The organism is Gabonia massiliensis, assembly GCF_001403595.1.
In the GTDB taxonomy this organism is placed as follows: Bacteria; Bacteroidota; Bacteroidia; order Bacteroidales; family Coprobacteraceae; genus Coprobacter; species Coprobacter secundus.
The window spans coordinates 261,788-287,374 of the sequence record NZ_LN877939.1; the positions used below are offsets into that span (position 1 = coordinate 261,788).

A 25,587-nucleotide genomic window follows, 5' to 3' on the forward strand; every position below is an offset into this window, starting at 1 on the left:
CAACCTTTTCAGATAATAAAAAAGAATTAAATATATGGCAGAAGAAGTTAGATTAATGAAAGGGAATGAAGCTATAGCCCATGCAGCAATTCGTTGTGGTGCAGATGGTTATTTTGGCTATCCTATTACTCCTCAATCTGAAATTTTGGAGACATTAATGGAATTGAAACCCTGGGAAACCACCGGAATGGTAGTATTGCAAGCTGAAAGCGAAATTGCAGCCATTAATATGGTATATGGTGGTGCAGGATGTGGCAAGGCTGTAATGACATCGTCATCCAGCCCCGGTGTCAGTTTAAAACAAGAAGGCATCTCTTATTTGGCTGGAGCCGAACTTCCTTGTCTCATAATAAATGTAATGCGCGGAGGGCCCGGATTAGGGACTATACAGCCAAGCCAAGCTGATTATTTCCAGACTGTAAAAGGTGGGGGTCATGGGGACTATCGTCTAATTACTTTAGCTCCTGCATCAGTACAAGAAATGGCCGATTTTGTAGGATTAGGATTTGAATTAGCATTCAAATATAACAACCCAGCTATTATCTTAGCCGATGGAGTTATCGGCCAAATGATGGAGAAAGTTGTCCTTCCCCCTTTCCAAAAACGTCGTACCGAAGAAGAAATTCGGAAAAATTGCCCATGGGCAGCATTAGGGAAAACTGCCGATCGTAAAAGAAACGTCATAACTTCACTTGAGCTTGACCCTGCGGTTATGGAGGAAAACAACATCCGTTTTCAAAAAAAATATAAGATTATAGAAAAAGAAGAAGTCCGCTACGAAGAAATCAATTGTGAAGATGCAGATTATCTAATCGTTGCTTTTGGTTCTATGGCTCGTATTTGTCAAAAAACAATAGAAATGGCTCAAGAACAAGGCATAAAAATAGGATTACTCCGCCCCATTACCTTATGGCCTTTCCCAAGCCAAGCAATTGCCGCATATACAGATAAAATTAAAGGGATAATTTCTGTAGAACTGAATGCCGGACAAATGGTAGAAGACGTAAGACTCGCAGTAAACGGGAAAGTTAAAGTAGAACATTTCGGACGTTTAGGAGGTATTGTTCCCACTCCTGACGAAGTGCTATCTGCAATTAAAGAAAAATTAATGTAATGTCGAATGTTATGGATGTAAACGAAATTATAAAACCCGAAAATCTGGTCTACGGCAAACCGAGACTGATGAATGATAATGCAATGCATTACTGCCCAGGTTGCAGCCACGGTGTTGTACACAAACTGGTAGCAGAAGTAATAGAAGACATGGGGATGGAAGAAAATGCCATAGGCATAGCTCCTGTAGGCTGTGCCGTATTTGCCTATAATTACATTGACATAGACTGGCTCGAAGCAGCCCATGGACGTGCTCCTGCCATTGCTACAGCTGTAAAAAGACTCAATCCATCGAAAATGGTATTTACATATCAGGGAGATGGAGATTTGGCTGCTATCGGAACAGCAGAAACCATTCATGCTTGTAACCGAGGAGAAAATATTGTAATAATTTTTATCAATAATGGTATTTATGGCATGACAGGAGGTCAAATGGCTCCTACAACTTTAGAAGGTATGGTAACTTCCACATGCCCTTACGGACGAAATGTCGAACTCAATGGATATCCATTAAAAATTTCTGACTTAGTAGCCCAACTTGACGGGGCTTGTTACGTGACTCGTCAAAGTGTACACACTCCTGCTGCTGTAAGAAAAGCGAAAAAAGCGCTTCGCCAAGCATTTGAAAACTCAATGAACCATAAAGGTGCATCTTTGGTCGAAATTGTATCTACTTGTAACTCCGGCTGGAAAATGACTCCAGACCAGGCCAACAAATGGATGGAACAACACATGTTTGAAAAATATCCGTTAGGGGACCTGAAAAATGAATAATCTGTAAAATCAGCAAGTGTATGAAAGAAGAAATTATCATAGCCGGATTCGGCGGACAAGGCGTACTTTCGATGGGAAAGATTCTTGCCTATTCGGGGTTGATGGAAAATAAAGAAGTAAGTTGGATGCCATCTTATGGACCCGAACAACGTGGCGGCACAGCTAATGTAACAGTTATACTCAGTGATGAACGAATCAGTTCTCCTGTACTAAACACATTTGATATAGCAATAATACTGAATCAACCTTCTCTCGACAAATTCGAAAGCAAGGTCAAGCCAGGGGGGATACTTATATACGACGGATATGGTATCCACCATGCTCCTACTCGTAAAGATATAGAAATATATAGTATAGACGCAATGAATACCGCCATTGAGATGAATAATTCCAAGGCCTTTAATATGATTGTTCTCGGTGGTTTATTAAAAATAAGACCAATGGTTACTCTTGAGAATGTATTGCTCGGACTCAAGAAGTCTCTTCCGGAGAGACATCATAAGCTTATTCCCATGAATGAACAAGCAATAAAAAAAGGTATGGAAATCATAAAGAGAGTTTAATAAAAAACTTTATTCATAAGAAAAGGAATGCCTTCAAAAGAACGAACTCTAAAAGTTTTTTAGCTTTTAGAGTTCGTTCTTTTGAAGGATAGCTTCTACTTAAAACTACATGAATCAAATATTCAGAGAAGAAATCCTTAATTATAACAATAATATGAATTAATAAAAATACCGTATTCAAATGATGTTTATGAAACAGTATTATTCCCTTTTTTCTCTTAATTATTGCATTCTCTCTACGTTTTTCACACCCTTTACAGTCTTCAGTTTTTTAATCAATGAATTAAGAGCAGTAATATCATCAACCATCACTGCTATATGGCCTTGAAACAGCCCATCATTCGAATCAATCGATATATTTCTCATCGATATATTTTTCTCTTTCGATATAATCGATGTTATATTAGTCACAATCCCTATATCATCATGACCGACTACCCGTAATACAGTTACATATTGGGAACCTTGTTTTCCCGACCAGCGAGCTTTTACCACTCTATAACCAAAACGTGTCCGCATCTCTGTTGCATTAGGGCAATCAACTCGATGTATTTTTATAGTACCTTGAGTAGAAACAAATCCAAAAATTTCATCTCCATATATTGGATTACAACATTTCGATAACTTATACTCAATACCCTTCAAATTCTGATCTATAACTAAAACATCTTCTTTCGTTGCATCCTCTTCTCTATATGGCTGTACATAATTTTCGGCCGTCCGCTGTTCTGTCGATTCTTCATTTTCTTTACGTTCCAACTCTAAATAACTATCAAATACAACGTTTACATCTAAATGCTCAGATGCCAGAGCATAATAAAAATCGGTGACAGTTTTAAAACCTAACTTTTTGATGAGTCTCATCATCAAAGCCTCATCCATTTCTATCTTACGATTTTTAAACCGACGTTGCAAGAGTTCTTTTCCAAATTCGGCTTCCTTAAACTGAGATTCCTTTAGAGCTTGCTTTATTTTCACTCGAGCTTTTGACGTTGAAACAATATTCAACCAATCTTGTTTAGGAGATTGTGCCGGAGATGTCAAAATCTCTATTGTATCGCCACTCTTCAATTCATATCGAATGGTCTGGTTCTTTCCATTAACAATTGCGCCAACACATTTACTGCCCAATCCAGTGTGAATAAGAAAAGCAAAATCGAGTATTGTAGCGCCCTTAGGTAATTTATACAAATCACCTTTTGGTGTAAATACAAATACCTCCTTATCGTAGAGATCCATTTTAAACTCTTTCATAAGTTCCATAGGACCACTCTCTGCATTTTCTAAAATATCCCGGACATTATTCAGCCAATCATCTAGTCCATTTTCACTTTTAATTCCTTTATATTTCCAATGTGCCGCCAATCCCCTTTCAGCTATATCATCCATTCTACGACTTCGTATCTGCACCTCTACCCAACGATTTTGCGGGCCAAATACGGTTATATGTAAAGACTCATATCCATTGCTCTTTGGTATAGATAACCAATCTTTCAACCGTTTTGGATTAGGCTGGTACATATCTGTAACAATAGAATAAACTTTCCAACAGTCAGCTTTTTCCTGACTCTCCGGAGTATCTAATACAACTCGAATAGCAAACAGGTCATATATATCTTCTATATCAGCCTTTTGCTTCTTCATTTTATTCCAAATAGAATATATCGACTTAGTTCGTCCTTTTATTTCAAATTTAAGTCCGGCTTCTTCAAGCTTTTTTTTCACGGGTTCTATAAACTTGTATATATATTGGTCTCGAGCCCGTTTAGTTTCTTTCAGTTTATGTGCTATTTGATCAAATATCTCCCGATTGGTATATTTCAAAGACAAATCTTCTAATTCAGATTTTATCGAATAGAGACCTAATCGATGAGCCAATGGGGCATATAAGTAAGAAGCTTCACAAGCAATGTCTTCACGGAATTTTTGATTGGGATGATGATTAATCATTCTCATCAAACAAAGTCTATCAGCAATCATAATAATAATTACCCTTACATCTTCGGCAAATGTCAGCAATAACTTTCTGAAATTTTCACTCTCTACCGTAGCCTGCTTTGCATACAAGCTATTGGCTTTGATAAGACCTTTGATAATTTTTGTTATATCACTACCAAACTCCTTCTCTATCTGAGCCATTGACAAGAATTCACTGAGAGCTACATTATACATCAATACTGCAATCAATGTACTCCTTTCCAGGCCGACTTCTTTCGATAAAATCAATGCTGTATTGATATTCCTCAATAATATATTTATTCCATATTTATCCCGTAAATAATTACCCGACTCTATTGCTCCTGCAATCCACTTACGTATACGTAAAAAATCTGTTGCACCAACTAAAGTCCGAGAGGTTCTAATCAATGTTCTATATGCAACGATAAACTCTTCTTTCTCAGCTTTTGTAAAATATGTATTTTCTACCATAATCACTTATTTTTGCGAAATACATCTCAAATATATATTTTTTAGATGTACAATGTTATTTTTTAATGATGTTTTTGTAAATTTGGATGTTCTTGAAGCTACAAATTTTATTTCTAAAACATTATACTATGCTTACACAACAAGATTTAAAACTCCTAGGCCAAAAAGGAATCTCTGAATCTCAAATAGAGGCTCAACTCGAATGTTTTAAGAAAGGATTCCCTTTTCTCAACATACAATCTGCTGCCACTATTGGTAATGGGATTCTCTCTATAGATGAAAATGAAGCTGAAAAATATCTGAACATATGGAACAATTATTTGGAAAAGAACCACAAAATAGTAAAATTCGTTCCAGCATCTGGCGCTGCCAGTCGTATGTTTAAAAATCTTTTTGAGTTTTTAGGCGCATCATATGATACTCCGACTAATAATTTTGAAAAAAGTTTTTTTAAGCAAATAAAATCCTTTGCCTTTTATTCCGATCTGAATGAGACCTGTTTGAAAAATGAAGGAAAAGATATTGATAAGTTACTCGTTGAAGGCAAATATAAAACTATCATTGAAAACTTATTATCAGAGAATGGAATGAATTATGGAGCCTTGCCAAAAGGTATGCTAAAATTCCATCATTACCCACAAACGGACCGCACAGCTATGGAAGAACATCTTGCCGAAGGTGCCCTATATGCTCGAAACAAAGCAGGCAATGTAAATGTCCATTTCACGGTCTCTCATGAACATTTACCCTACTTTCAAAAATTAGTTATCGAAAAACAGCCTGAATATGAAAAGGAATATGGTGTAAAATATCATATCAGTTTCTCAGAGCAAAAGCCTTCGACTGATACTATCGCCGCTGATATGGATAACAAACCATTTAGAGACGATAATGGTAATCTGGTATTTCGTCCGGGTGGACATGGAGCTCTTATCGAAAATCTAAACGACATAGACGCAGACATTATATTCATAAAAAATATAGACAATGTGGTTCCTGACCGTCTAAAAGAGACTACTATTAAATATAAAAAAATTATAGGTGGAGTACTTATCTCGTTACAAGAAAAAATAGATAGATATACTGAATTATTGGAAAGTGGTAAATACTCAATCGAAAATCTCAGGGAGATAATTGCATTTTTACAAAGTTCCTTATTTATCAAAAATCCAGAAACCAAACATCTTGAAGATAGCGACTTAGCCATTTATCTGCTCAGAAAACTAAAACGTCCTATCCGAGTATGTGGCATGGTTAAAAACGTTGGAGAACCAGGAGGTGGTCCTTTCCTCGCATACAACCAAGATGGAACTTATTCTTTACAAATTCTTGAAAGCTCCCAAATAGACATGAATAACCCTGAATCAGTTGCACTATTTAAGTCGTCTACTCACTTCAATCCGGTCGATTTAGTATGTGCCGTAAAAAACAGGAAAGGTGAAAAATATAATTTACCCCAATATGTAGATAATAATACTGGCTTCATTTCTTTAAAATCAAAAAATGGTAAAGAGTTGAAAGCTCTTGAATTACCTGGACTGTGGAATGGTGCCATGTCTGATTGGAATACTTTATTTGTGGAAGTACCTATTGCAACATTCAACCCAGTAAAGACAGTCAATGATTTGCTACGAGAACAACATCAGTAATATATTCACAAAAAATGACAAAGCCGGGATTTTTTAATCCCGGCTTTGTCATTTTTTGTGAAACTTTTCTGAACACTTGACCTACTTCTGAATATTAGGTTCTTCCAATCCATATCCACATTTTTTATCTTCTCGTTTCAATAAAAGAGCAACAAACAAGGCGGCAACTCCAAAACCTGTAAATATATACATCGGTAACGTATAATCATAAGCAGATGTTCCCACCTCTCCGTCCAATCGACAATAAGTATTCAATACCCATCCTATCAAAGCAGGAACACCCATCAGCCCCCAGTTTTGCACCCAAAATATCAAAGCATAAGCAGTACCCAATTGCTTTTCAGGGATAACCTTCGGAACAGAAGGCCACATAGCCGAAGGAACTAAAGAAAAAGCTACCCCTAACACTATCATCAAAAAAGTAGCGAACCACCATTCATTCAATAATGGCAATGCAAACAAAAAATGCACTGCAATCAGCATCATTGCTCCAATAATCATAATCGTTGCACCTTTTCCCTTACGATCATACAAATTACCGAAAAACGGAGTTAAAAATAACGTCCCCAAAGGCAATAAAGCAGGTATCATTCCAGCCAAAGAAGCATCTACTTCATATTTGTTAACCATTAAGTCTGTTGCATATTTCAAAAATGGGAATACAGCCGAATAGAACAAAACACATAAAAGAGCTATCAACCAGAAACCTTTATTTGCGATTACCAAAAATACATCTTTTGCTCTAAAAGGTTCCTCCTGTTCCATATTCTCTTCATTTTGCTGCTCGTCAAACTTACGGTCAATAAAAGTATAAATAAAGAAACCTACTGCTCCGATACACAGCATAACCAAACAAAGTAAAAGTGGAGCTGGAATATCAGGCTGAATGGAACCATCAGGCATAGTTGTTCCAAATAATTTAGCAAAAGGTATAGTTACCGACATTGCCAACATTGTACCCAAACGGGCTGTAGCCATTTCAAGTCCCATCGCCAATGCTAATTCTTTACCTTTAAACCACTTTACAATAATCTTTGATACTGTAATACCGGCAATTTCTACTCCCACACCGAAAATAGCATATCCTACAGCAGCAAGTACTACCTGAGATTTCATACCCAATATTGTACCATCTATCGTTATATGACCGGCAATAGCACAATATTTTAGAGCACAACCAATCACCATCAATATACAAGCACTCATTCCTGTAAACCGGACACCCATTTTATCAAGGATAATTCCTCCAAAAATAAGCATCAACAGAAATACATTAAACCAACCATAAGCACTGGTAAAGATACCATAATCCATACTATCCCAAAGTAACTGTGCCTCAAGCATTGGTTTTAAAGGGGCCATTACATCTGTCAGGAAATACCCGCACAACATAGTAAAAGCAACAAGAGTAAGCACACCCCAACGCATCGCCTTGGAGTCATTCATCATCTTTTCTAATTTTTCTGTCATGATATATTTTATTTTAAATAAATTCAGCACTTTATTTTACAAAAGAAGCGGAAAGCTAAAGAGTCATTTTTCTCTTGAGGCTATCCGCTTCTCTTATCCTAAAATCTCAGGACAAGAGTCAACGTCTGTCTCCAAACTACTTTTTCTTTAATAATACTACATTTTCTACATGATGTGTATGTGGGAACATATCAACCGGCTGCACTCGTGTCACTTTATATTTTTCATCCAGTAATCCCAAATCCCGAGCCTGTGTAGCCGGATTACAACTAACATAGACAATCGTCCCCGGCTCAGCAAACAAAATAGTTTTTATCACATCATCATGCATTCCTGCACGAGGCGGATCTGTAATAATTACATCAGGACGGCCATGTTCATTAATAAAATCTTGAGTAAGGATATCCTTCATATCTCCTGCATAAAAAAGTATATTCCCGATTCCATTCAACGCAGAATTTACCTTAGCATCTTCTATCGCCTCAGGAACATACTCTATACCTATTACCTTATGAGCTTGCGAAGCAATAAAATTGGCTATAGTTCCTGTCCCCGTATACAAGTCATACACCAATTCAGTCCCATTCAACCCAGCAAAATCCCGGACTATCTTATACAACTCATAAGCTTGTTCTGAATTCGTCTGATAGAATGATTTCGGCCCTACTTTAAACTGCAAACCTTCCATCGACTCTATAATATAATCCCGTCCCCGAAACACATGCACTTTCTGGTCGGTAATAGTATCATTTGCCTTCTGATTGATAATATACAATAAAGATGTTATTTGAGGAAACACTTCCGCAATATGACTCATAAGGGCCTGTATCTTCTCTGTATCTTTCCTGAAAAAGACTACAATCAACATAATCTCTCCCGTAGACGCTGTACGAACAATAATATTGCGCATCAGCCCCGATTGTTCTCTCAAATCGAAAAAAGGGTAATCATGTTCAATTGTATATTTTCGAATCTCCAAACGTATCAAATTAGAAATATCGTCTTGTAACCAACATTTCTTTATATCCAGAACCTTATCAAACATTCCCGGTATATGGAAACCCAATGCATTACGACAGTCAAATGTTTGTTCAGAATTTAATTCTTCTTGCGTCAACCAAGATTTATTCGAAAAAGTGAATTCCAACTTATTACGATAAAATCGGATTTTCGAAGAACCTTTTATTGGAGATACTTCTGGACAAGAAATTTTTCCTATACGAATTAGATTGTCCTCTACCTGCTTCTGCTTGTAAAATAATTGCTGCTCATAAGGAAGATGCTGCCATTTACACCCGCCACAAATACCGAAATGGCTACAAAAAGGTTTGGTACGTACATCCGAATACTTGTGAATTTTCAACACCCGGCCTTCAGCATATTTATGCTTTCTACGATACAATTGCAAATCTACAATATCTCCTGGTACAACAAATGGTACAAATACGACTAAATCATTTACCCGAGCAATAGCTTTACCTTCAGCAGCAACATCAACAATTTCAACTTGCTCTATTACAGGTAGCTCTTTCTTTTTTCGTGCCAAAACTTAACTTTTAGAATAAAAACAAATTCGTTCAAAGTTAAACATATTTCTTTAACTTTCTTTACTCAAAAAAGAAAATTCGCTTAATTTCAAAAATTATTATGATAATGTTTGGCGGTTTCATCATAACCCATATTTTTGTGAATTGAAATTTTTGCTATCTCAACATTACAATTTCGCAGAAAGCAAAAGTCCATGAAAACATTATTATTTTATAAATATGAAAAGAGTGTATACTTTTGGAAACGGTCAAGCAGAAGGCCGTTCCGACATGAAAAACCTCCTCGGAGGTAAAGGTGCCAACCTTGCAGAAATGAATCTTATCGGAGTACCTGTCCCTCCTGGATTTACAATCACAACCGACGTTTGTACCGAATATAACCAACAGGGAAAAGAAGCTGTAACGAAATTACTAAAAAATGACGTTGAGAAGGCTATTAAACATGTAGAAGACCTGATGGGAACCAAGTTTGGTGATGCAGAAAATCCTTTATTGGTTTCTGTACGTTCGGGAGCTCGAGTTTCTATGCCAGGTATGATGGATACTGTGTTGAACTTAGGATTGACAGATTCCGCAGTCGAAGGCATTGCAAAAAAATCCGGTAATCCACGTTTTGCCTGGGACTCATATCGTCGATTTGTACAAATGTACGGAGACGTCGTATTAGGCATGAAACCTAAAAGTAAAGAAGATATCGATCCATTTGAAGAAGTAATGGATGAAGTAAAAAAGCAAAAAGGTGTAAAACTGGATACTGAACTCGAAGTAGAAGACCTGAAACTACTCGTCAAAAAATTCAAAGCAGCAGTAAAAGAACGTACAGGAAAAGATTTTCCCGAGTCTCCATGGGAACAACTTTGGGGTGCAATCTGTGCCGTATTCGACAGTTGGATGAACGAACGGGCTATTTATTACCGCCGCATGAACCAGATACCTGAAGAATGGGGCACAGCTGTCAACGTCCAAGCTATGGTATTCGGAAACATGGGCAACACTTCTGCAACCGGAGTCGCTTTTACTCGTGATGCAGCTACCGGAGAAGATATATTTAATGGTGAATATTTAATTAATGCCCAGGGAGAAGATGTTGTAGCTGGCATTCGTACACCTCAACAGATAACGATAGAAGGTTCTCGCCGTTGGGCAGCCTTACAAGGTATCGACGAAAGTGTACGAGCATCCAAATATCCATCCTTGGAAGAAGCTATGCCCGAATGTGCAAAAACTCTTATCGAAACTCAACAAAAGCTTGAAGATTACTTTAAAGACATGCAAGACCTCGAATTTACTATCCAAGATGGTAAACTTTGGTTATTGCAAACTCGTAATGGAAAACGCACAGGAGCTGCTATGGTAAAAATCGCCATGGATATGCTGCGAGAAAACATTATCGATGAAAAAACAGCTTTAAAAAGAATGGAACCCCAAAAACTGGATGAACTTTTACATCCTGTGTTTGACAAAGCTGCACTAAAATCGGCAAAAGTAATAGCAAAAGGATTACCCGCCTCTCCAGGTGCTGCTACAGGACAAATCGTATTCTTTGCTGACGATGCTGAAGAATGGGCTGAAAAACGTAAAAAAGTAATTCTTGTTCGTATCGAAACATCTCCCGAAGACCTCCGAGGTATGAATGTCGCTCAGGGTATCCTTACTGCCCGGGGAGGTATGACTTCACATGCTGCAGTAGTTGCTCGTGGTATGGGCAAATGTTGCGTTTCAGGTGCCGGTGAAATCAAAATAGATTATAAAACTCGGACTATAGAAATGAGCGGCAAAGTCTACAAAGAAGGTGATTGGATTTCATTAAATGGCTCCACCGGAGAAGTGTATGAAGGACAAGTAAACACTGTCGATGCCGATTTAAGTGGAGATTTTGCCAAAGTAATGGAACTGGCTGAAAAATACACCAAAATGGATGTTCGCACTAATGCTGATACCCCCAAAGACGCCACTGTAGCCCGTAAATTCGGAGCCAAAGGTATCGGACTATGCCGTACTGAACACATGTTCTTCGAAGGTGACCGAATCAAAGCTATGCGTGAAATGATTCTGGCCAAAGACGAAGAAGGACGTCGTGAAGCATTAAAAAAATTACTGCCAATACAACGTCAAGACTTCGAAGGCATCTTCTTGGCAATGGATGGGCTCGGAGTAACGATTCGTTTACTTGATCCACCTCTTCATGAATTTGTTCCTCATCAATTAGCCACACAAAAAGAATTGGCTGCAGAAATGGGGCTCACTATTGAAGAAGTAAAATTGGCTTGTGACTCCTTAGAAGAATTCAATCCGATGTTAGGTCATCGCGGTTGTCGTTTAGGCTGTACCTATCCTGAGATTACAGAAATGCAGGCTCGTGCCATTCTGGAAGCAGCTCTTGACGCAAAAGCCAAAGGGGCCGATGTACACCCCGAAATCATGGTTCCGTTAGTCGGTGTAGTAGAAGAGCTAAAAATGCAAGCTGAAATTATTCATAATACAGCCAAACAAGTATTCGCCGAGCGTAATGACTGGGTTGATTACAAAGTAGGTACCATGATAGAAGTGCCTCGAGCAGCGCTCACCGCTGATCGTATTGCTGAAGTAGCGGACTTTTTCTCTTTTGGCACCAATGATCTTACTCAAATGACTTTTGGTTATTCACGCGATGATGCAGGAAAATTCTTGAAAATTTATCAAGAAAAAGGAATTTTGAAAAATGACCCATTTGCAATCCTCGACCAGCAAGGTGTAGGACAATTGGTACGCATGGGCACTGAAAAAGGACGTTCTACCAAACCAGGGCTAAAAGTTGGTATCTGTGGCGAGCACGGAGGTGAACCATCATCTGTCAAGTTTTGTGCTTCTTTAGGCATGAATTATGTAAGTTGTAGCCCTTATCGTGTACCCATTGCACGTGTAGCTGCGGCGCAGGCTGCAATTGAATAAGAAAAATAATTATCAAATAACAAACGGGCAGGTATTTTTATCTGCCCGTTTGTCATTTGATATAACCATCTCTAAAAATCTCTATATCTTCTTATATGCATAAGGTGACATACCAGTATGTTGCTTAAAATATTTCCCAAAAAATGATTGGTTTGCAAAATTTAATTCTACCGATATTTCCTGAATGCTTTTAGATGAAGATTTTAATAAAACTTTAGACTCCAAAACAACTATTTCAGCAATCCATTCTCCTGCAGTTTTCCCACTAACAGCCTTTACAAGGCTCGACAAATATTTAGGAGTTACATAAAGCTTTCCTGCATAAAAGGAAACACTCCTTTCTTTTTTATAATGTTCATATACGCTTTTGATAAATAGCTCAAAAAGTTCTTCTTTTCTAGATTTCTTCACGACATCCATATGCATCCGGAAAATATTACAAACATCATAAAACATCGCCTGCAAAATACCTCGAGCCACACCCTTACGATATATATTGTCACTCATTTTCACTTTTTTCCATAAAAACGCATGATATTCCAATATACAATTCATGTCACATTCATTTATTCGTGCAAAAGGATTGTTTTGCAAATAAAGAAAAATGGGCAATAATTCTTTAAAATTCGGAAACATATTATCGACAAAATTTTTTGAAACAGCAATAAATGCCCCTGAAAAATCTGGACTTACCTCAAATAATTGTATTATTTGACTTAGCAATGTAATGACTAAGGAATTAGATTCAACGTTATACTCTTTCAAATTAATTCCTATCCGGCAAAAGCCTGTACGACAAACTGCAACAACAGCTAAATCTATGCGACTAGGATATTCACTTACCGGAACCTCTTTGATGCTATTAAATATAGCGAAATCATTATCAATAGAATCTATTGTTGAGTTACAATACACCGATTGTAAATCAATTTTCGGAATATAGATTTGTTTCATACTTCATTCTTTACGAAACAAAAATAAATATTAGAAACATTAATAAATCTATATAAATTACAAAAAGGGAAAATAGAACATTTATAAAGGAATGCAGAGCTTTCTACAAACCACGAAACATAACATATTTGCAAAGTTTTAAACAATATATATCACACTAAAAATAAAACAATATGAGAACTATAAACTATTACTTATGTATTTTTATTTTCTTATGGGGAAGTATAGGCTGTACTCAAGAAAAAGGAGAAAATAGAACAATAGGCTATATTCCAGTAAAAGTCTATGATGTAAAAAAAGATATAAGTTCTGAAGAACAAAACTATGTGGGAACAATAGAAGAATTATATGGCTCTTCTCTCAGTTTTCCTATAATAGGAAATGTCGAAAAAGTTCTTATTCAAGAAGGTGAACCTGTAAAAAAAGGCCAATTACTGGCCGTCTTAGATAAAACCTCACTCCAAAGCACTTATGATGCAACTTATTCATCGCTTCTTCAAGCAAAAGATGCATACGAACGAATGTCTAAACTTTATGACAACAAAAGTTTACCTGAAATTAAATGGATAGAGGTACAAAACTCTTTACAAAAAGCAATAAGTATGGAAGAAATCGCTAAAAAAAATCTACAGGATGCCAATCTCTATGCTCCATTTGACGGCATCATTTCTAAAAAAAATGTAGAAATAGGAATGAATGTGACGCCCGGCATCCCCATTTTTAATTTGGTAAAAATTGAGAAAGTAAATATAAAAATTCCGGTTCCTGAAAATGAAATATCAAATATAAAAAAAGGAGATATAGCCCTAATAAAAGTCGCGGCATTGAATAATCGCATATTTGAAGGTAAAATTTCAGAAAAAGGTATTATAGCTAATCCCATATCTCATACATATGACGTAAAAATTCTACTTGACAATCCTACTCTTGACCTCATACCTGGAATGGTATGCAAAGTAAATATACCTAAAAATAATATGATGCCTGAAATCATTATACCTAATCATGCTATACAGATAGATAACTCGGGAAAATCATTTGTCTGGTTAGCCAATAAGGAGACAGCTCAATTACAAATTATAACTACTGGAAGACTTGCAGCTAAAGGTATAGTTGTAACAGAAGGACTGAAAGAAGGAGACAAACTCATTATCGAAGGTAATCAAAAAGTAAGTAATGGTTCGAAAATCATAATCAAATGAAAAAGACTGATATTATAGAAGGGGCGATGAGATACCGCCAAATTATAATTCTTATTACAACCATTTTAGTATTGTTTGGCTGTTATGCTTTATATAAAATGCCCAAACAGGAATTTCCTACATTTACCATCCGTCAGGGACTTGTCGTCGGAGTTTATCCCGGAGCAACATCTGCTCAAGTTGAAGAACAATTGACCAAACCCCTTGAAAATTTCATATTCAGTTATAAAGAAGTCAAGAAAAAGAAAACATTTTCTCAAAGTCGTGACGGTATTGTTTTTATTAATGTAGAACTAAATGACGATGTTACAAATAAAGACGAATTCTGGTCAAAATTTAAACATGGGCTTGCGTCTTTTAAAAACCAATTACCCTCAGGAGTATTAGCATTACAAGCAAACGATGACTTCGGAGATACATCTGCATTACTCATAACACTGGAGTCTGAGGACAAAACTTACAGGGAACTGGAAAATTATTTGGACAAATTGGAAAGCCGAATCCGCAAAATAGAATCTGTCGCAAATCTTCGCCGATATGGTTTACAAAAAGAACAAATAAGCGTTTACTTGGATCAAAAAAAATTATCAGCTTATGGTATAGGAAATAACACCCTAACTTCCATTTTACTAACTCAAGGATTTACAGCATTGAGCGGTTCGATAGACAACTCTGAATTTGTCGCACCTATCCATATATCAGAAACTTATAACAGTGAAAAAGAAATTAGCGAACAAATTGTTTATTCTGATGCTAATGGCAACGTTATTCGATTAAAAGATATTGCACGTATAGTCAGAGAATATCCAGACCCCGATTCTTATATAAAAAATAATGGGAAAAAATGCATCCTGCTCTCCCTCGAAATGCGTGAAGGAAATAATATTGTATCAATGGGCGATGAAGTAAATAAAGTTTTGAAAGAATACCAACAAGAGCTGCCCAAAGATGTAAGAATTTATCGTATTACCGACCAGCCTCAAGTCGTCAGTGACTCGGTTACAACATTCTTGAAAGAGTTATTAATCGCTATATTCGCTGTCATTTTAATTGTCATACTTCTCATGCCTTTACGGGTTGCTTCTGTTGCTGCATCTACAATACCGATTACTATTTTCATATCTTTGGGTATATTCTTCATCTGTGGCATAGAACTGAATACTGTAACCTTAGCAGCTCTAATCGTTACATTAGGGATGATTGTGGACAATTCTATCGTTATTATAGACTGCTATATGGAAAAATTAGACCAAGGATTTTCGCGATGGTATTCTGCCATAACCAGCGCTAAAGAATTTTTCAAATCTATTTTATCTGCAACTTTGGCCATTAGTATTACATTTTTTCCTTTTCTCATCACCACAAAAGGAATGTACAATGACTTCCTACAATCATTCCCGTGGGCAATTACTATTATATTAGGAATTTCTTTATTGGTAGCTGTACTCTTAGTACCATATATGCAATACTTCTTTATACACAAGGGATTAAAGAGTAATGGAAAAAGAAAAAAACGTAATTTTCTTGACATTATGCAAGAAAAATATGAATGGTTATTAAACAAATGTTTTATTTATCCCAAAATCACTTTATGTATAGGCTTAGCTACTGTAATTTTAGGCTGTATTATGTTTATAAATTTACCTCAAAGATTGATGCCTATTGCTGAAAGGAACCAATTTGCAGTAGAGTTTTTCTTACCCAAAGGCACCGCAATAGAACAAACTGCAGCTATTGCCGATAGTATGGAAAATATCCTACGCAAAGATGACAGAATAGTTTCTGTCACCTCTTTTATCGGGGCTAGTTCTCCTCGTTTCCACACAAGTTATGCTCCCCAAATGCCTGGTAGCAATTTTGCTCAATTTATTGTAAACACAAAAAGCAATAAAGCTACTGTAGAAATACTCGATGAATATTCAGGAAAATATACAAACTACTTTCCTAATGCACTTATACGTTTCAAACAATTAGAATATTCTGACGCTTCCTCTCCCATAGAAATACGACTAAGTGGAGAAAATATTTCCGATTTGAAAAATTCGGCAGACTCATTGATGCAAATATTAAGAAAGGTACCTGAGCTAACTCTAGTACGCACAAACTTCGAAGAACAATTGCCTGGAGTATCTATTATTTTAGACAACGACGAAGCCAATCGTTTAGGTATAAGCAAATCCTTAGTTTCATTAAATATGGCTATGCGATTTGGACCAGGAGTGCCAGTTACAACCCTCTGGGAAAAAGACTATCCAATTGGTGTTGTTCTAAAAACAGAAAGGTCAGAAGAACCTCAACTCGACGATATTAACAATGAATATCAACCAGCATGGGGTGGAATGTTTTCTGTTCCCATGCGCCAGATAGCAACAATAAAGGGAGACTGGAACGAAGGACAAATCGTACGGAGAAACGGTATACCTACAATATCAGTCTTAGCTGACGTAAAACGGCATGTAAATGTTACAGAAATAACCTCCCAAATAAAAGAAAAAATCTCTGACTTTAACTCCCCTGAAGGTATAACAATAAGTTTTGGCGGAGCCGATGAATCTGACAGAGAGGCCATTCCTCAAATTACCGGGGCTTTAATTATTGCTGTTATTATTATATTCTTTATCCTTCTATTTCACTTCAAAAAAATCAATTTGGCGCTCCTTATCCTATCATCCATGACTCTATGTATATTAGGAGCTGCTATCGGAATATGGGTAATGGGATTAGAGGTAAGCATTACAGCAATATTGGGCATAGTCAGTCTAATGGGTATATTAGTCAGAAATGGTATCATTATGCTCGACTACGCAGAGGAATTAAGAATAAAAAACAAAGAATCGGTATTTGATGCTGCCTACCACTCTGCCCGACGAAGAATGAGACCTATATTCCTAACCTCTGCCGCCGCATCTATGGGCGTTATTCCTATGATATTAGGAAAGAGTGCTCTATGGTCTCCATTAGGTACAGTCGTATGTTTTGGGACAATGATTTCCATGATATTAATTATAACTGTATTACCTGTAGCATATTATATGATTTTCAAAAAGTCTGACAAAAAATATCACTTATCGAATAACATTGAATAAAGTATGAAAAAAATAATTATATATATCATTATTCTATTACTATATCAGGATTATAGTTTCGGACAAAGTTACACGTTAGAACAATGTCTCCAAATGGCCCTTGAAAATAATTATAAACTAAAAAAAGCCCAAAACAACATAAAAAGTTCAGAGCAAGATAAAAAAGAAGCATTCACTAAATATTTTCCCAATATCTCTGCAGTTGGAGGTACTTATAAAACGAATAATGGGATGGCCGAAATTAGCCTCGCCCCACTTGTCCTAGGAATGGAAATGTCTATGATGAAGGATGGGATTGTAGCCGGAATATCAGCCATACAACCTATATTCACCGGAGGTCAGATTTATTTGGGAAACAAATTGACAGAAATAGGTACAGAAATCAGTAAATACCAACTGAAACAAACTGAAGACGAAATCATATTAACAGTAAATCAATATTATTGGCAACTCGTCTCTCTACAAGAAAAAATAAAAACAATCGAAATTATGGAATCTCTAATAAACAATATTCAAAATGATGTGAAAAATGCCGTAGATGCTGGAATAACAAATCAGAACGATTTACTGCAAATACAATTGAAAAAAAATAATATTGCCAGCTCCCGTCTACAACTTGAAAACGGGATACGACTGTCAAAAATGGTATTAGGGCAATATATAGGCGACTTTGAATCAAATTTCGACATCATATCTCCTCAACAGGACTCTCTTCCTTCTCCCATTACATATCGAATAAATCATATCGATGCACTTCCAAGCCTCAATGCATATCAATTAGTCAATAAAAATGTAGAAGCATCTAAACTCCAACAAAAAATGAAGATTGGTCAAAATATGCCAACATTAGGTATTGGAGCCGGATATTTCTATCATGATTTACTAAATCAAGACCATTCTTTCGGAATGATATTTGCCTCTGTCACCGTACCTATCTCAAATTGGTGGGGAGGAACTCACGCTATAAAAAAACAGAAAATACAAGTTAAAAATGCAGAACTAACGCGTCAGAATACACGAGAAATGCTTTTGATACAAATGCAAAAATGCTGGAATGAGTTAGAAGAATCATACAAACAAATGAATATATCAAAAGAATCAATAAGTGTTGCAAATGAAAACTTTAGACTTAATAAAGAATACTATAAAGCTGGTACAATATCATTAAGTGATATGCTTGAAGCTCAATCTTTATTACAACAAAGCCGAGACCAATATACTGAAGACTACACTCTTTATTTAATAAAACGTACTCAATACCTACAAGCTACAGGACAAAACTCACGAGAGGGACAAACTAACTAATTATTATAATAAGAACTGTCCTTGTATATAGGGCAGTTCTCATTATAATATCTATTCTAGTTTTTAAATAATATTTGTTGAAGCAAAAGAGGCTCATCTGTAGTTATATAATCAATACCCTCATTTATAAAATATTCCATATCCTTTTGTTCATTCACCGTCCATACATTTGTTGTCAGCCCTAACTTATGGGCCTCTTTTATCCAATTTTTATGCTTTTTATACACATTAATATGATAGTCTAGACCTGAACATCCTATATTTTTCAATTCTTGAGGTGACAAGTCTCCATTGAGATAAGCAACAGTAGCCTTCGGTGACAAACGTATAAGTTCTTTCACAACATGTAAGCTAAAAGCAATATATTCTACTTGCTTTTCCATTCCCATCTTTTTTACCATGTTAATGACATTAAGAACAGCTTGAGTCTCTTTCTCCGGAGTAGATAGAGACTTTATTTCCAGTATTAACTTGATTTTTTTATTGTTCTTTCCTAAAAGCAAATATTCCTCTAAAGTAGGCAATCTCTCTCCATTTGATAATGTAATACTACTGAGTTCTTCATAAAAAGTTTCCTCTATCACCATATCCTTAATACGCCCATCATGATTAATAATCATAACATTATCTTTGGTCATCAAAACGTCAAATTCTGAACCATATGCACCTATATCCGCAGCCTTTTGAAGAGCTGCTAACGAATTTTGCGCCGAATTCTCTGTTTTCCAAAATCCCCTGTGTGAAATTACCTTCGTCTCAGCAAAAGATGTAGATGCAAACAATACAAATACCGATACAATATACAGAAGTCCTCTTCTTGTTCTCATACCTAAATATCCCTTTAAATTATCTGGACATAAAGATATAAAATATAGGTTGTACTTTCATTTTCAAAATGTTTAAATTTTTATAGAAATATCTATACTCTAAAAATTAAACTGTAATCCCACCCCTAACAATTCCTTAAACTGGACACGTTTTACCTTTCGCCCATCACTCAACGTAATTTTCACATCATCATCATATACCATATTCGTTGTAAGAGTCGTAGAGAACCACTTATTTATTACCATATTTATCTGCACTTCCCAATTTATATCAACATTTTGAGGTTTTCTCAAATAATCAGAATAAAGGTCCAATCGAGAATATAATGTCATATTCTTTAAAAACTCATATCTACCCTCAAGTTTTAGATTGGCACCAAACTCTGATAACAATTTTTTCCCTGGTTTTACTCCATAAGCACCTTCGTCAGACAAACGATCATTTAAAACAAATGTCCCTCTCCAAGCAGCAGGAGACAGAACTGCAGTAAAAAATTTATTTGGTATCCATGTGAAACCTATCCCTGTCATCAGATACCCCGGAGCCATAAACTGCGATACATAAACGTCTGGATTGACTCCATAATCATATCCTCTTGTGAACTGTGATTGAAAATTAAACAATGCACTAAGATACAGGTTTTTATATATTTCATATCCATAATTTGAATTTAAATATATTTTATCACTGGTCTTCTTCGAAATTTCAGATTTCGTTTTATTCAGACCATAAGAAAGTTCTATACGATTTTGCCAAATATGCTTATTATGCTTATAATCTGCCTGATAAGTACCCTGTAAGTCAAATGCAAAGGCATTATCTCCCCCAGTCGCCCAGTTCGTAAAACTTACTTGTGTCAATTTAAGCCCAGCATAACCATTTGTAATCCACACAGAATCTTTCTTAGTCTCAGCACATACAGCCATAGTTATCACCGATAATAGCATTGTAAACAATCTACGATAATTCATTTTTAGTCAATTTATGTAATATAATCTATATCAGTAACAATTTACTGTAAATTATGTTTGTAAACTGACTTAAAAAGAAACAAACAATAAATCAAATACTTTAGAAACTTTGCAGGACATCACTATTTTAAAACAATTCATATAAAGAATAAAAACAATCGATAAAATTCCCATTCCTGTCGATTTTATTTTTAATCAATTAAATATAAACGTACCTTCATCATCAAAATCAATAATTATGAAATACAAATCTTTATTCTACATTCTCTTGTTCGTTGGAGGGATAATGTACTCTAAAACAAATGCACAAGAACCAGACAGAAAGCCTTTGTCTAAATTTGTTTCACCTGAAATCATCGCTAAAAAGAAAACCGATGAAATGAAAGAAACATTACAACTAAGTGATAAACAATACAAAAAAATGTATAAATTATTCCTCAAAGAGGAGCAAAAAAAATTAAACCAAAAAGATAATAGGCCACCTATTCCACCTAATAGAGAATTTGAAAATAGAAATAATATGATGCCTCCGCCAAAAATACAACCAAATTTTCCTCCTCCCCCACCACCAATAAATGATAATTTTAGAAATATTCAAAAAGAGAGAACCAAAAGAGAGAAAAAAATAAAAAAGATCCTAACTACTGAGCAATATAAAAAATGGAAATCCGAAGAAATATAAAATAAACAATAAAATCTAATTTTTCTTCAGAATTACTATTCATCAAATAATTATATAAATAAAAAAACAATACAAATGCCGGTTTAATTATATCTTTATTATTTTTGACAAAAAATATTGATATGATAACCGACATTCGTTTATTGAGTCAACAACTCGTCAACCCGACATACAATTCTCCAGCCGAACTTGTAAAATGGATGGGAGCCCTACAAGCACAAAACTATGAAATGTCTAAATGGGCCATCGGTATACGGTTAAAAAGCTGCAATTTAAATTCAATAGATGAAGCTTTGCTGCAAGGTAAAATCATCCGGATGCATATAATGCGTCCCACATGGCACTTTGTTGCTGCAGAAGATGTACGATGGATGTTACAACTTTCGTCAAAACGTATCAGGTCTGCAAACGAATCATTTGGTAAGCAATGGAATATTACAGAAAAAACATACAGTCGCTGTAATAGACTAATCGAAAAAGCTCTTGAAGAATATCAAAATATGACAAAACAAGAAATCGGAACAGTGCTAAAAAATTATGGTATTCCTACAGACATACATCTATTATCCAGATATTTAACTCGAGCAGAGACAGAGGGAATTATCTGTAGCGGTATAGACAAAAATGGGAAACCTACTTATGCTTTACTCAATAAACGTATTCCTCCAACAAAAGCATTACATCATGATGAGGCTTTAAGTAAATTAGCAACCGCCTATTTCCGAAGTCACTCACCAGCAAGTCTGCAAGACTTTGTCTGGTGGTCGGGATTAACAGTCACAGAGGCTCGAAAAGCAATAAGTAATATAGAACACAATCTCATACAAGACAAAAAACTATATATACATAATACATATACTATAACCCCAACAATAAAATCAAAAAATATTTTACATCTATTACCTCCATTCGATGAGTATCTGATCAGCTATAAAGACAGAACAAGCGTTATCGAAACCCAACATCATTCAAAAGCATTCAATACATTCGGAACCTTCTATCCTGTCATACTATATAATGGTAAAATCATAGGAAACTGGAATAAACCTCCTAAAGGAAAAACAAGCATAAAAACCTCTTTTTTCGATCCTAATATTTCCATTAATAGAACATTGATAGAAACTGCCCAAAAAAGATATCTTACTGTAATGAATTTTATCAGATAAAATAAATATATAGCAAAAGAACAATCATTTTCTACAGATTATAATCTAAATTTACCTTTAAACCCAAAAACAAACTTTCTATAAATAGCAACTATAAACGGTAGAAAAGGACCGTATTCTTTTGCATAAAAAAATAATTTCTAATATTCAATTGGTTTAAATTCCAACCCATCCTGAGTATTCCTATATTCAAGCAACGTTACATACTTATTTTCCAGTAATTTTCTTGTCCGCAAATAAGTTATGACCTTTATATCAAATCTCTTAGCTATTGCTGTTGTACGTAAAGTACAAGAATCGCCATTTACCTTTTTCCGCAAAAACCAATCTTCGTATTGCAAAAGCTGTCCCAAAGCCATTTCATCAAAACGGTCCTTTTTGAGCTCTATTATGTTATACGCTATTATTTGTTTACAATTCTCAGGATGTGCAAATGCTAATAAAACATCAATTTCCTTATCAAAACTGGTAGGTACATAACATAAATAGTCACTATAATCACCAAATATGTTCTTATACCTTCCTTTAGCTAACCCGTCCGATAAAAGACTCATTAATGTATATTCATATTTCGGGATGTAAGTATACCTATCTATAGATAAATAATTCAACAAATTGGGAGGACAATATCGATAAGGCTCTTCAATTTGGTGAGGTTCACCATAAATAGGATTCAATTTTAAATAAAGATTAAATAATTCTTCAAATTCATTACTCGAGATCGAAAACATTACATTACGACTTCCAAAGCCTGGTCTTTTTAATGCAAATGTCCAGACTTTTCCCCGATCTCTTAAATCATATATATCACTCAACCGTATAGGGTTGGGAAAAACATATCGTGAATTTTCTATTCTGACTCTCAATGGATAATATTGATTATTTACAACCGGCCAAACCTCCGCCTTATCATAAAAAGGAGCATCAAGCACTCTGAAAATACCTCTTAATTCCTTTTTCAAAGTTATATAGAACAATACATAATCTCCTTTTCTGACCATTGTCATCCGAGATATCAAACCGTCCATTGTATTAGGGTTATCACTATCCGGAATTGCAGCTAAACCTCTGCGAATACAAATCTCATAATTACTCTCATCTACAACAAATATATGTACAGCCATGAATCTCTCTTTTTACACTCACATAAGATATTAGATATAGAATACAAAGATAAACCAATTGTTTGTTTATCGATATAATCTTTCAAAAAACTATATTTTCCCAAATATCAGGTTAAATTTCATCTGGAAAAATTATTTTCAGGCAACCTTCCTTTTGGATGTTCATGTTGTTTATGATAATAAAAATAAAACCCGTCACAACAAAAATGAATTGTTTTACACCTTAAATTTCTATATTCGGCTCAAACTTCACATTATAAACATTTACTCGATATAAATCTGACTAACTTAAATATTCAATTTTTCAATATAACATCCGAAATAAAGCAAGGTAAAAACTGCAATAAAAATGTAGACATATTTATTGCATCGCCTTATACAAAATTACTTACTCACCAACCATTATAATGTATTTTCTTTTCATCAAATTTTTGTTTCGGTTTTACTTCTGTAGAAGGATAGCCTACCGGTATAATACAAAGTGGCAGCACTCTTCCCGGCATGGACACAAAAGTCCGGATAGACTGTATACGGTCACGATAAGGATATGCTGCTGTCCATACCGCTCCTAAACCCAATGACTCTGCTGCCAAAAGAATATTGCCTGCTGCCAAAGAACAATCGAGATACCAATAAGAAGAACGAACAGAATCTCCACAAACGACAATGGCACAACGAGCGTGATTCAACATCTTTGCATAAGGCAGTTTCACAGACAAAGAATCGAGTATCCTACGATCATTAAGGACTATAAATTCCCAAGGACGCAAATCTCGTCCTGAAGGTGCTGCCATTGCAGCCTGCAACAATAATGCTATCTTTTCTTTTTCTATATCCTTATCTTCATAACTACGTACACTCTTGCGGGAAAATATATTCTCAATCGCAGGGGGTATATCCATATCATTATCTATCTTCTGTGACGTTGAAGTGCATGATACTGACACAATAATTATCGACATCAATACTACAACTTCTAATTTCTTTTTCATACGACTTCTTTATTTGTTTCTACAAAGATAAAAAAATCGAAAATTTTCACAAGTTTTGATTTAACTTTGTAAGCAATAAAGAATATAAAAATGATAATATTAGAAACAAAACGATTAATTTTAAGAGAACTAGAACAGAACGATTTTAACGAAACATGCAAATTACTGCAAGACCCCATTGTAATGTATGCCTATGAAGGGCCCTTTAACAAAAAAGAAGTTCAAGAATGGTTAGACAAACAATTTAAAAGATACCAGAATGAAGGAGTTGGATTATGGGGAGTAATTGAAAAATGCAATAATGAACTTATCGGACAATGTGGTATCACCTACCAATATTATAAAGACAAAAAAATACCAGAAATAGGGTATTTATTCAGAAAAGAATTTTGGCATCGGGGTTACGCAACTGAAGCTGCGACAGCTTGTCGTGATTACGCCTTCAATAATCTGAAAATCAACGAAATATATTCCATTATCCGAGATACCAACATCGCATCTCAGAAAGTAGCTCTACGAAACGGTATGAATAAAATTGCATCTTTCGTAAAACACTACCGGAATGTTGATATGCTCCATTTCCTTTTCTGTGTCAACAATAAACAATAATTACATAGTACTCTTTTTATTTTATCTAAATCAAAATAAAATGAATTATAACTTCAAATCCATTTTACGATATTTCAGATAAATAATCACGCACAACATTATTCCGGATACTTGTTACAAATACAACCTTAATAACTTTATTATCAGTCATTAAAGTTTTCAAGATATTTATTCAATTCATCTTTAATTAA

Annotated in this window: 19 protein-coding genes; 11 read left to right on the forward strand and 8 right to left on the reverse strand. The window is 35.3% G+C overall.

Going from position 1 to position 25,587, the window contains the following annotated elements; genetic code table 11:
* The first annotated feature begins 34 nt into the window (after nt 1-34).
* From BN2628_RS05980 to BN2628_RS05990, 3 genes are read left to right on the forward strand one after another with little or no spacing between them, the layout of a single operon-like run.
* On the forward strand, nt 35-1,114 hold the full coding sequence (locus BN2628_RS05980) for a 3-methyl-2-oxobutanoate dehydrogenase subunit VorB (protein ID WP_021931303.1): 1,080 nt from the start codon (nt 35-37) through the stop codon (nt 1,112-1,114).
* A gap of 11 nt (nt 1,115-1,125) precedes the next feature.
* Nucleotides 1,126-1,887, forward strand: coding sequence for a thiamine pyrophosphate-dependent enzyme (locus BN2628_RS05985; RefSeq protein WP_021931304.1), 762 nt, complete (start codon nt 1,126-1,128; stop codon nt 1,885-1,887).
* Nucleotides 1,888-1,907: 20 nt separating this feature from the next.
* Nucleotides 1,908-2,450: a 2-oxoacid:acceptor oxidoreductase family protein gene (locus tag BN2628_RS05990; protein WP_044230255.1), complete on the forward strand. Its 543-nt coding sequence runs from the start codon at nt 1,908-1,910 to the stop codon at nt 2,448-2,450.
* 222 nt (nt 2,451-2,672) lie between these two features.
* Here the strand turns inward: BN2628_RS05990 and BN2628_RS05995 are convergent, their stop codons facing one another.
* Complete coding sequence (locus BN2628_RS05995; RefSeq protein ID WP_044230254.1) at nt 2,673-4,880, reverse strand: RelA/SpoT family protein; 2,208 nt, start codon at nt 4,878-4,880, stop codon at nt 2,673-2,675.
* A 128-nt stretch (nt 4,881-5,008) separates the two neighbouring features.
* On the opposite strand from BN2628_RS05995, the gene BN2628_RS06000 reads away from it, so the two are divergent.
* Entirely contained in the window at nt 5,009-6,529 is a 1,521-nt protein-coding gene (locus BN2628_RS06000) for a DUF4301 family protein (protein WP_044230302.1), read from the forward strand.
* 81 nt (nt 6,530-6,610) lie between these two features.
* On the opposite strand, the gene BN2628_RS06005 is transcribed toward BN2628_RS06000, so the two are convergent.
* Both BN2628_RS06005 and rlmD read right to left on the reverse strand, forming a co-directional pair.
* Nucleotides 6,611-7,999 (reverse strand): MFS transporter, encoded by a 1,389-nt coding sequence (locus BN2628_RS06005; RefSeq protein ID WP_044230300.1) that lies wholly within the window; start codon nt 7,997-7,999, stop codon nt 6,611-6,613.
* Nucleotides 8,000-8,135: 136 nt separating this feature from the next.
* Nucleotides 8,136-9,545, reverse strand: coding sequence for a 23S rRNA (uracil(1939)-C(5))-methyltransferase RlmD (gene rlmD / locus BN2628_RS06010; protein ID WP_044230252.1), 1,410 nt, complete (start codon nt 9,543-9,545; stop codon nt 8,136-8,138).
* Between the two features lie 214 nt (nt 9,546-9,759).
* On the opposite strand from rlmD, the gene ppdK reads away from it, so the two are divergent.
* Nucleotides 9,760-12,477, forward strand: a complete 2,718-nt coding sequence (gene ppdK / locus BN2628_RS06015; protein ID WP_044230250.1) for a pyruvate, phosphate dikinase — start codon at nt 9,760-9,762, stop codon at nt 12,475-12,477.
* An 81-nt stretch (nt 12,478-12,558) separates the two neighbouring features.
* Here the strand turns inward: ppdK and BN2628_RS06020 are convergent, their stop codons facing one another.
* Nucleotides 12,559-13,431: a helix-turn-helix domain-containing protein gene (locus tag BN2628_RS06020; RefSeq protein ID WP_044230249.1), complete on the reverse strand. Its 873-nt coding sequence runs from the start codon at nt 13,429-13,431 to the stop codon at nt 12,559-12,561.
* Between the two features lie 173 nt (nt 13,432-13,604).
* Between BN2628_RS06020 and BN2628_RS06025 the strand changes: the two genes are divergently transcribed.
* The 3 genes from BN2628_RS06025 to BN2628_RS06035 are packed head-to-tail and all read left to right on the forward strand — an operon-like array spanning nt 13,605 to nt 19,024.
* Nucleotides 13,605-14,633: an efflux RND transporter periplasmic adaptor subunit gene (locus BN2628_RS06025; protein ID WP_044230247.1), complete on the forward strand. Its 1,029-nt coding sequence runs from the start codon at nt 13,605-13,607 to the stop codon at nt 14,631-14,633.
* On the forward strand, nt 14,630-17,719 hold the full coding sequence (locus BN2628_RS06030; protein WP_044230245.1) for an efflux RND transporter permease subunit: 3,090 nt from the start codon (nt 14,630-14,632) through the stop codon (nt 17,717-17,719). The genes BN2628_RS06025 and BN2628_RS06030 overlap by 4 nt, the downstream gene beginning before the upstream one ends.
* 3 nt (nt 17,720-17,722) lie before the next feature.
* A complete protein-coding gene (locus tag BN2628_RS06035) occupies nt 17,723-19,024 on the forward strand; it encodes a TolC family protein (RefSeq protein ID WP_044230244.1) in 1,302 nt (433 codons plus the stop codon).
* Between the two features lie 56 nt (nt 19,025-19,080).
* On the opposite strand, the gene BN2628_RS06040 is transcribed toward BN2628_RS06035, so the two are convergent.
* Nucleotides 19,081-19,851 carry a glycerophosphodiester phosphodiesterase family protein gene (locus BN2628_RS06040; protein WP_044230243.1) on the reverse strand — a complete coding sequence of 257 codons (771 nt, stop codon included), beginning with the start codon at nt 19,849-19,851 and terminating at the stop codon, nt 19,081-19,083.
* A gap of 99 nt (nt 19,852-19,950) precedes the next feature.
* On the reverse strand, nt 19,951-20,778 hold the full coding sequence (locus BN2628_RS06045; protein ID WP_257606451.1) for a DUF3078 domain-containing protein: 828 nt from the start codon (nt 20,776-20,778) through the stop codon (nt 19,951-19,953).
* Between the two features lie 283 nt (nt 20,779-21,061).
* On the opposite strand from BN2628_RS06045, the gene BN2628_RS06050 reads away from it, so the two are divergent.
* Together BN2628_RS06050 and BN2628_RS06055 are read left to right on the forward strand one after the other, a co-directional pair.
* Entirely contained in the window at nt 21,062-21,505 is a 444-nt protein-coding gene (locus BN2628_RS06050) for a hypothetical protein (RefSeq protein WP_044230240.1), read from the forward strand.
* Between the two features lie 122 nt (nt 21,506-21,627).
* Nucleotides 21,628-22,671: a winged helix DNA-binding domain-containing protein gene (locus BN2628_RS06055; RefSeq protein ID WP_044230238.1), complete on the forward strand. Its 1,044-nt coding sequence runs from the start codon at nt 21,628-21,630 to the stop codon at nt 22,669-22,671.
* 140 nt (nt 22,672-22,811) lie between these two features.
* Here the strand turns inward: BN2628_RS06055 and BN2628_RS06060 are convergent, their stop codons facing one another.
* A complete protein-coding gene (locus BN2628_RS06060) occupies nt 22,812-23,795 on the reverse strand; it encodes an EVE domain-containing protein (RefSeq protein ID WP_044230237.1) in 984 nt (327 codons plus the stop codon).
* Between the two features lie 392 nt (nt 23,796-24,187).
* Nucleotides 24,188-24,787, reverse strand: a complete 600-nt coding sequence (locus BN2628_RS06065) for a nitroreductase family protein (RefSeq protein ID WP_044230236.1) — start codon at nt 24,785-24,787, stop codon at nt 24,188-24,190.
* Nucleotides 24,788-24,871: 84 nt separating this feature from the next.
* Between BN2628_RS06065 and BN2628_RS06070 the strand changes: the two genes are divergently transcribed.
* Complete coding sequence (locus BN2628_RS06070) at nt 24,872-25,396, forward strand: GNAT family N-acetyltransferase (RefSeq protein ID WP_257606452.1); 525 nt, start codon at nt 24,872-24,874, stop codon at nt 25,394-25,396.
* Nucleotides 25,397-25,587: the final 191 nt, after the last annotated feature.

What these genes read in the sequence shown, in the direction of transcription:
- BN2628_RS05980 (WP_021931303.1), top strand. Translation starts at nt 35, where the DNA reads ATGGCAGAAGAAGTTAGATTAATGAAAGGGAATGAAGCTATAGCCCAT.
- BN2628_RS05985 (WP_021931304.1), top strand. Translation starts at nt 1,126, where the DNA reads ATGGATGTAAACGAAATTATAAAACCCGAAAATCTGGTCTACGGCAAA.
- BN2628_RS05990 (WP_044230255.1), top strand. Translation starts at nt 1,908, where the DNA reads ATGAAAGAAGAAATTATCATAGCCGGATTCGGCGGACAAGGCGTACTT.
- BN2628_RS05995 (WP_044230254.1), bottom strand. Translation starts at nt 4,880, where the DNA reads ATGGTAGAAAATACATATTTTACAAAAGCTGAGAAAGAAGAGTTTATC.
- BN2628_RS06000 (WP_044230302.1), top strand. Translation starts at nt 5,009, where the DNA reads ATGCTTACACAACAAGATTTAAAACTCCTAGGCCAAAAAGGAATCTCT.
- BN2628_RS06005 (WP_044230300.1), bottom strand. Translation starts at nt 7,999, where the DNA reads ATGACAGAAAAATTAGAAAAGATGATGAATGACTCCAAGGCGATGCGT.
- BN2628_RS06020 (WP_044230249.1), bottom strand. Translation starts at nt 13,431, where the DNA reads ATGAAACAAATCTATATTCCGAAAATTGATTTACAATCGGTGTATTGT.
- BN2628_RS06025 (WP_044230247.1), top strand. Translation starts at nt 13,605, where the DNA reads ATGAGAACTATAAACTATTACTTATGTATTTTTATTTTCTTATGGGGA.
- BN2628_RS06030 (WP_044230245.1), top strand. Translation starts at nt 14,630, where the DNA reads ATGAAAAAGACTGATATTATAGAAGGGGCGATGAGATACCGCCAAATT.
- BN2628_RS06035 (WP_044230244.1), top strand. Translation starts at nt 17,723, where the DNA reads ATGAAAAAAATAATTATATATATCATTATTCTATTACTATATCAGGAT.
- BN2628_RS06040 (WP_044230243.1), bottom strand. Translation starts at nt 19,851, where the DNA reads ATGAGAACAAGAAGAGGACTTCTGTATATTGTATCGGTATTTGTATTG.
- BN2628_RS06045 (WP_257606451.1), bottom strand. Translation starts at nt 20,778, where the DNA reads ATGGCTGTATGTGCTGAGACTAAGAAAGATTCTGTGTGGATTACAAAT.
- BN2628_RS06050 (WP_044230240.1), top strand. Translation starts at nt 21,062, where the DNA reads ATGAAATACAAATCTTTATTCTACATTCTCTTGTTCGTTGGAGGGATA.
- BN2628_RS06055 (WP_044230238.1), top strand. Translation starts at nt 21,628, where the DNA reads ATGATAACCGACATTCGTTTATTGAGTCAACAACTCGTCAACCCGACA.
- BN2628_RS06060 (WP_044230237.1), bottom strand. Translation starts at nt 23,795, where the DNA reads ATGGCTGTACATATATTTGTTGTAGATGAGAGTAATTATGAGATTTGT.
- BN2628_RS06065 (WP_044230236.1), bottom strand. Translation starts at nt 24,787, where the DNA reads ATGAAAAAGAAATTAGAAGTTGTAGTATTGATGTCGATAATTATTGTG.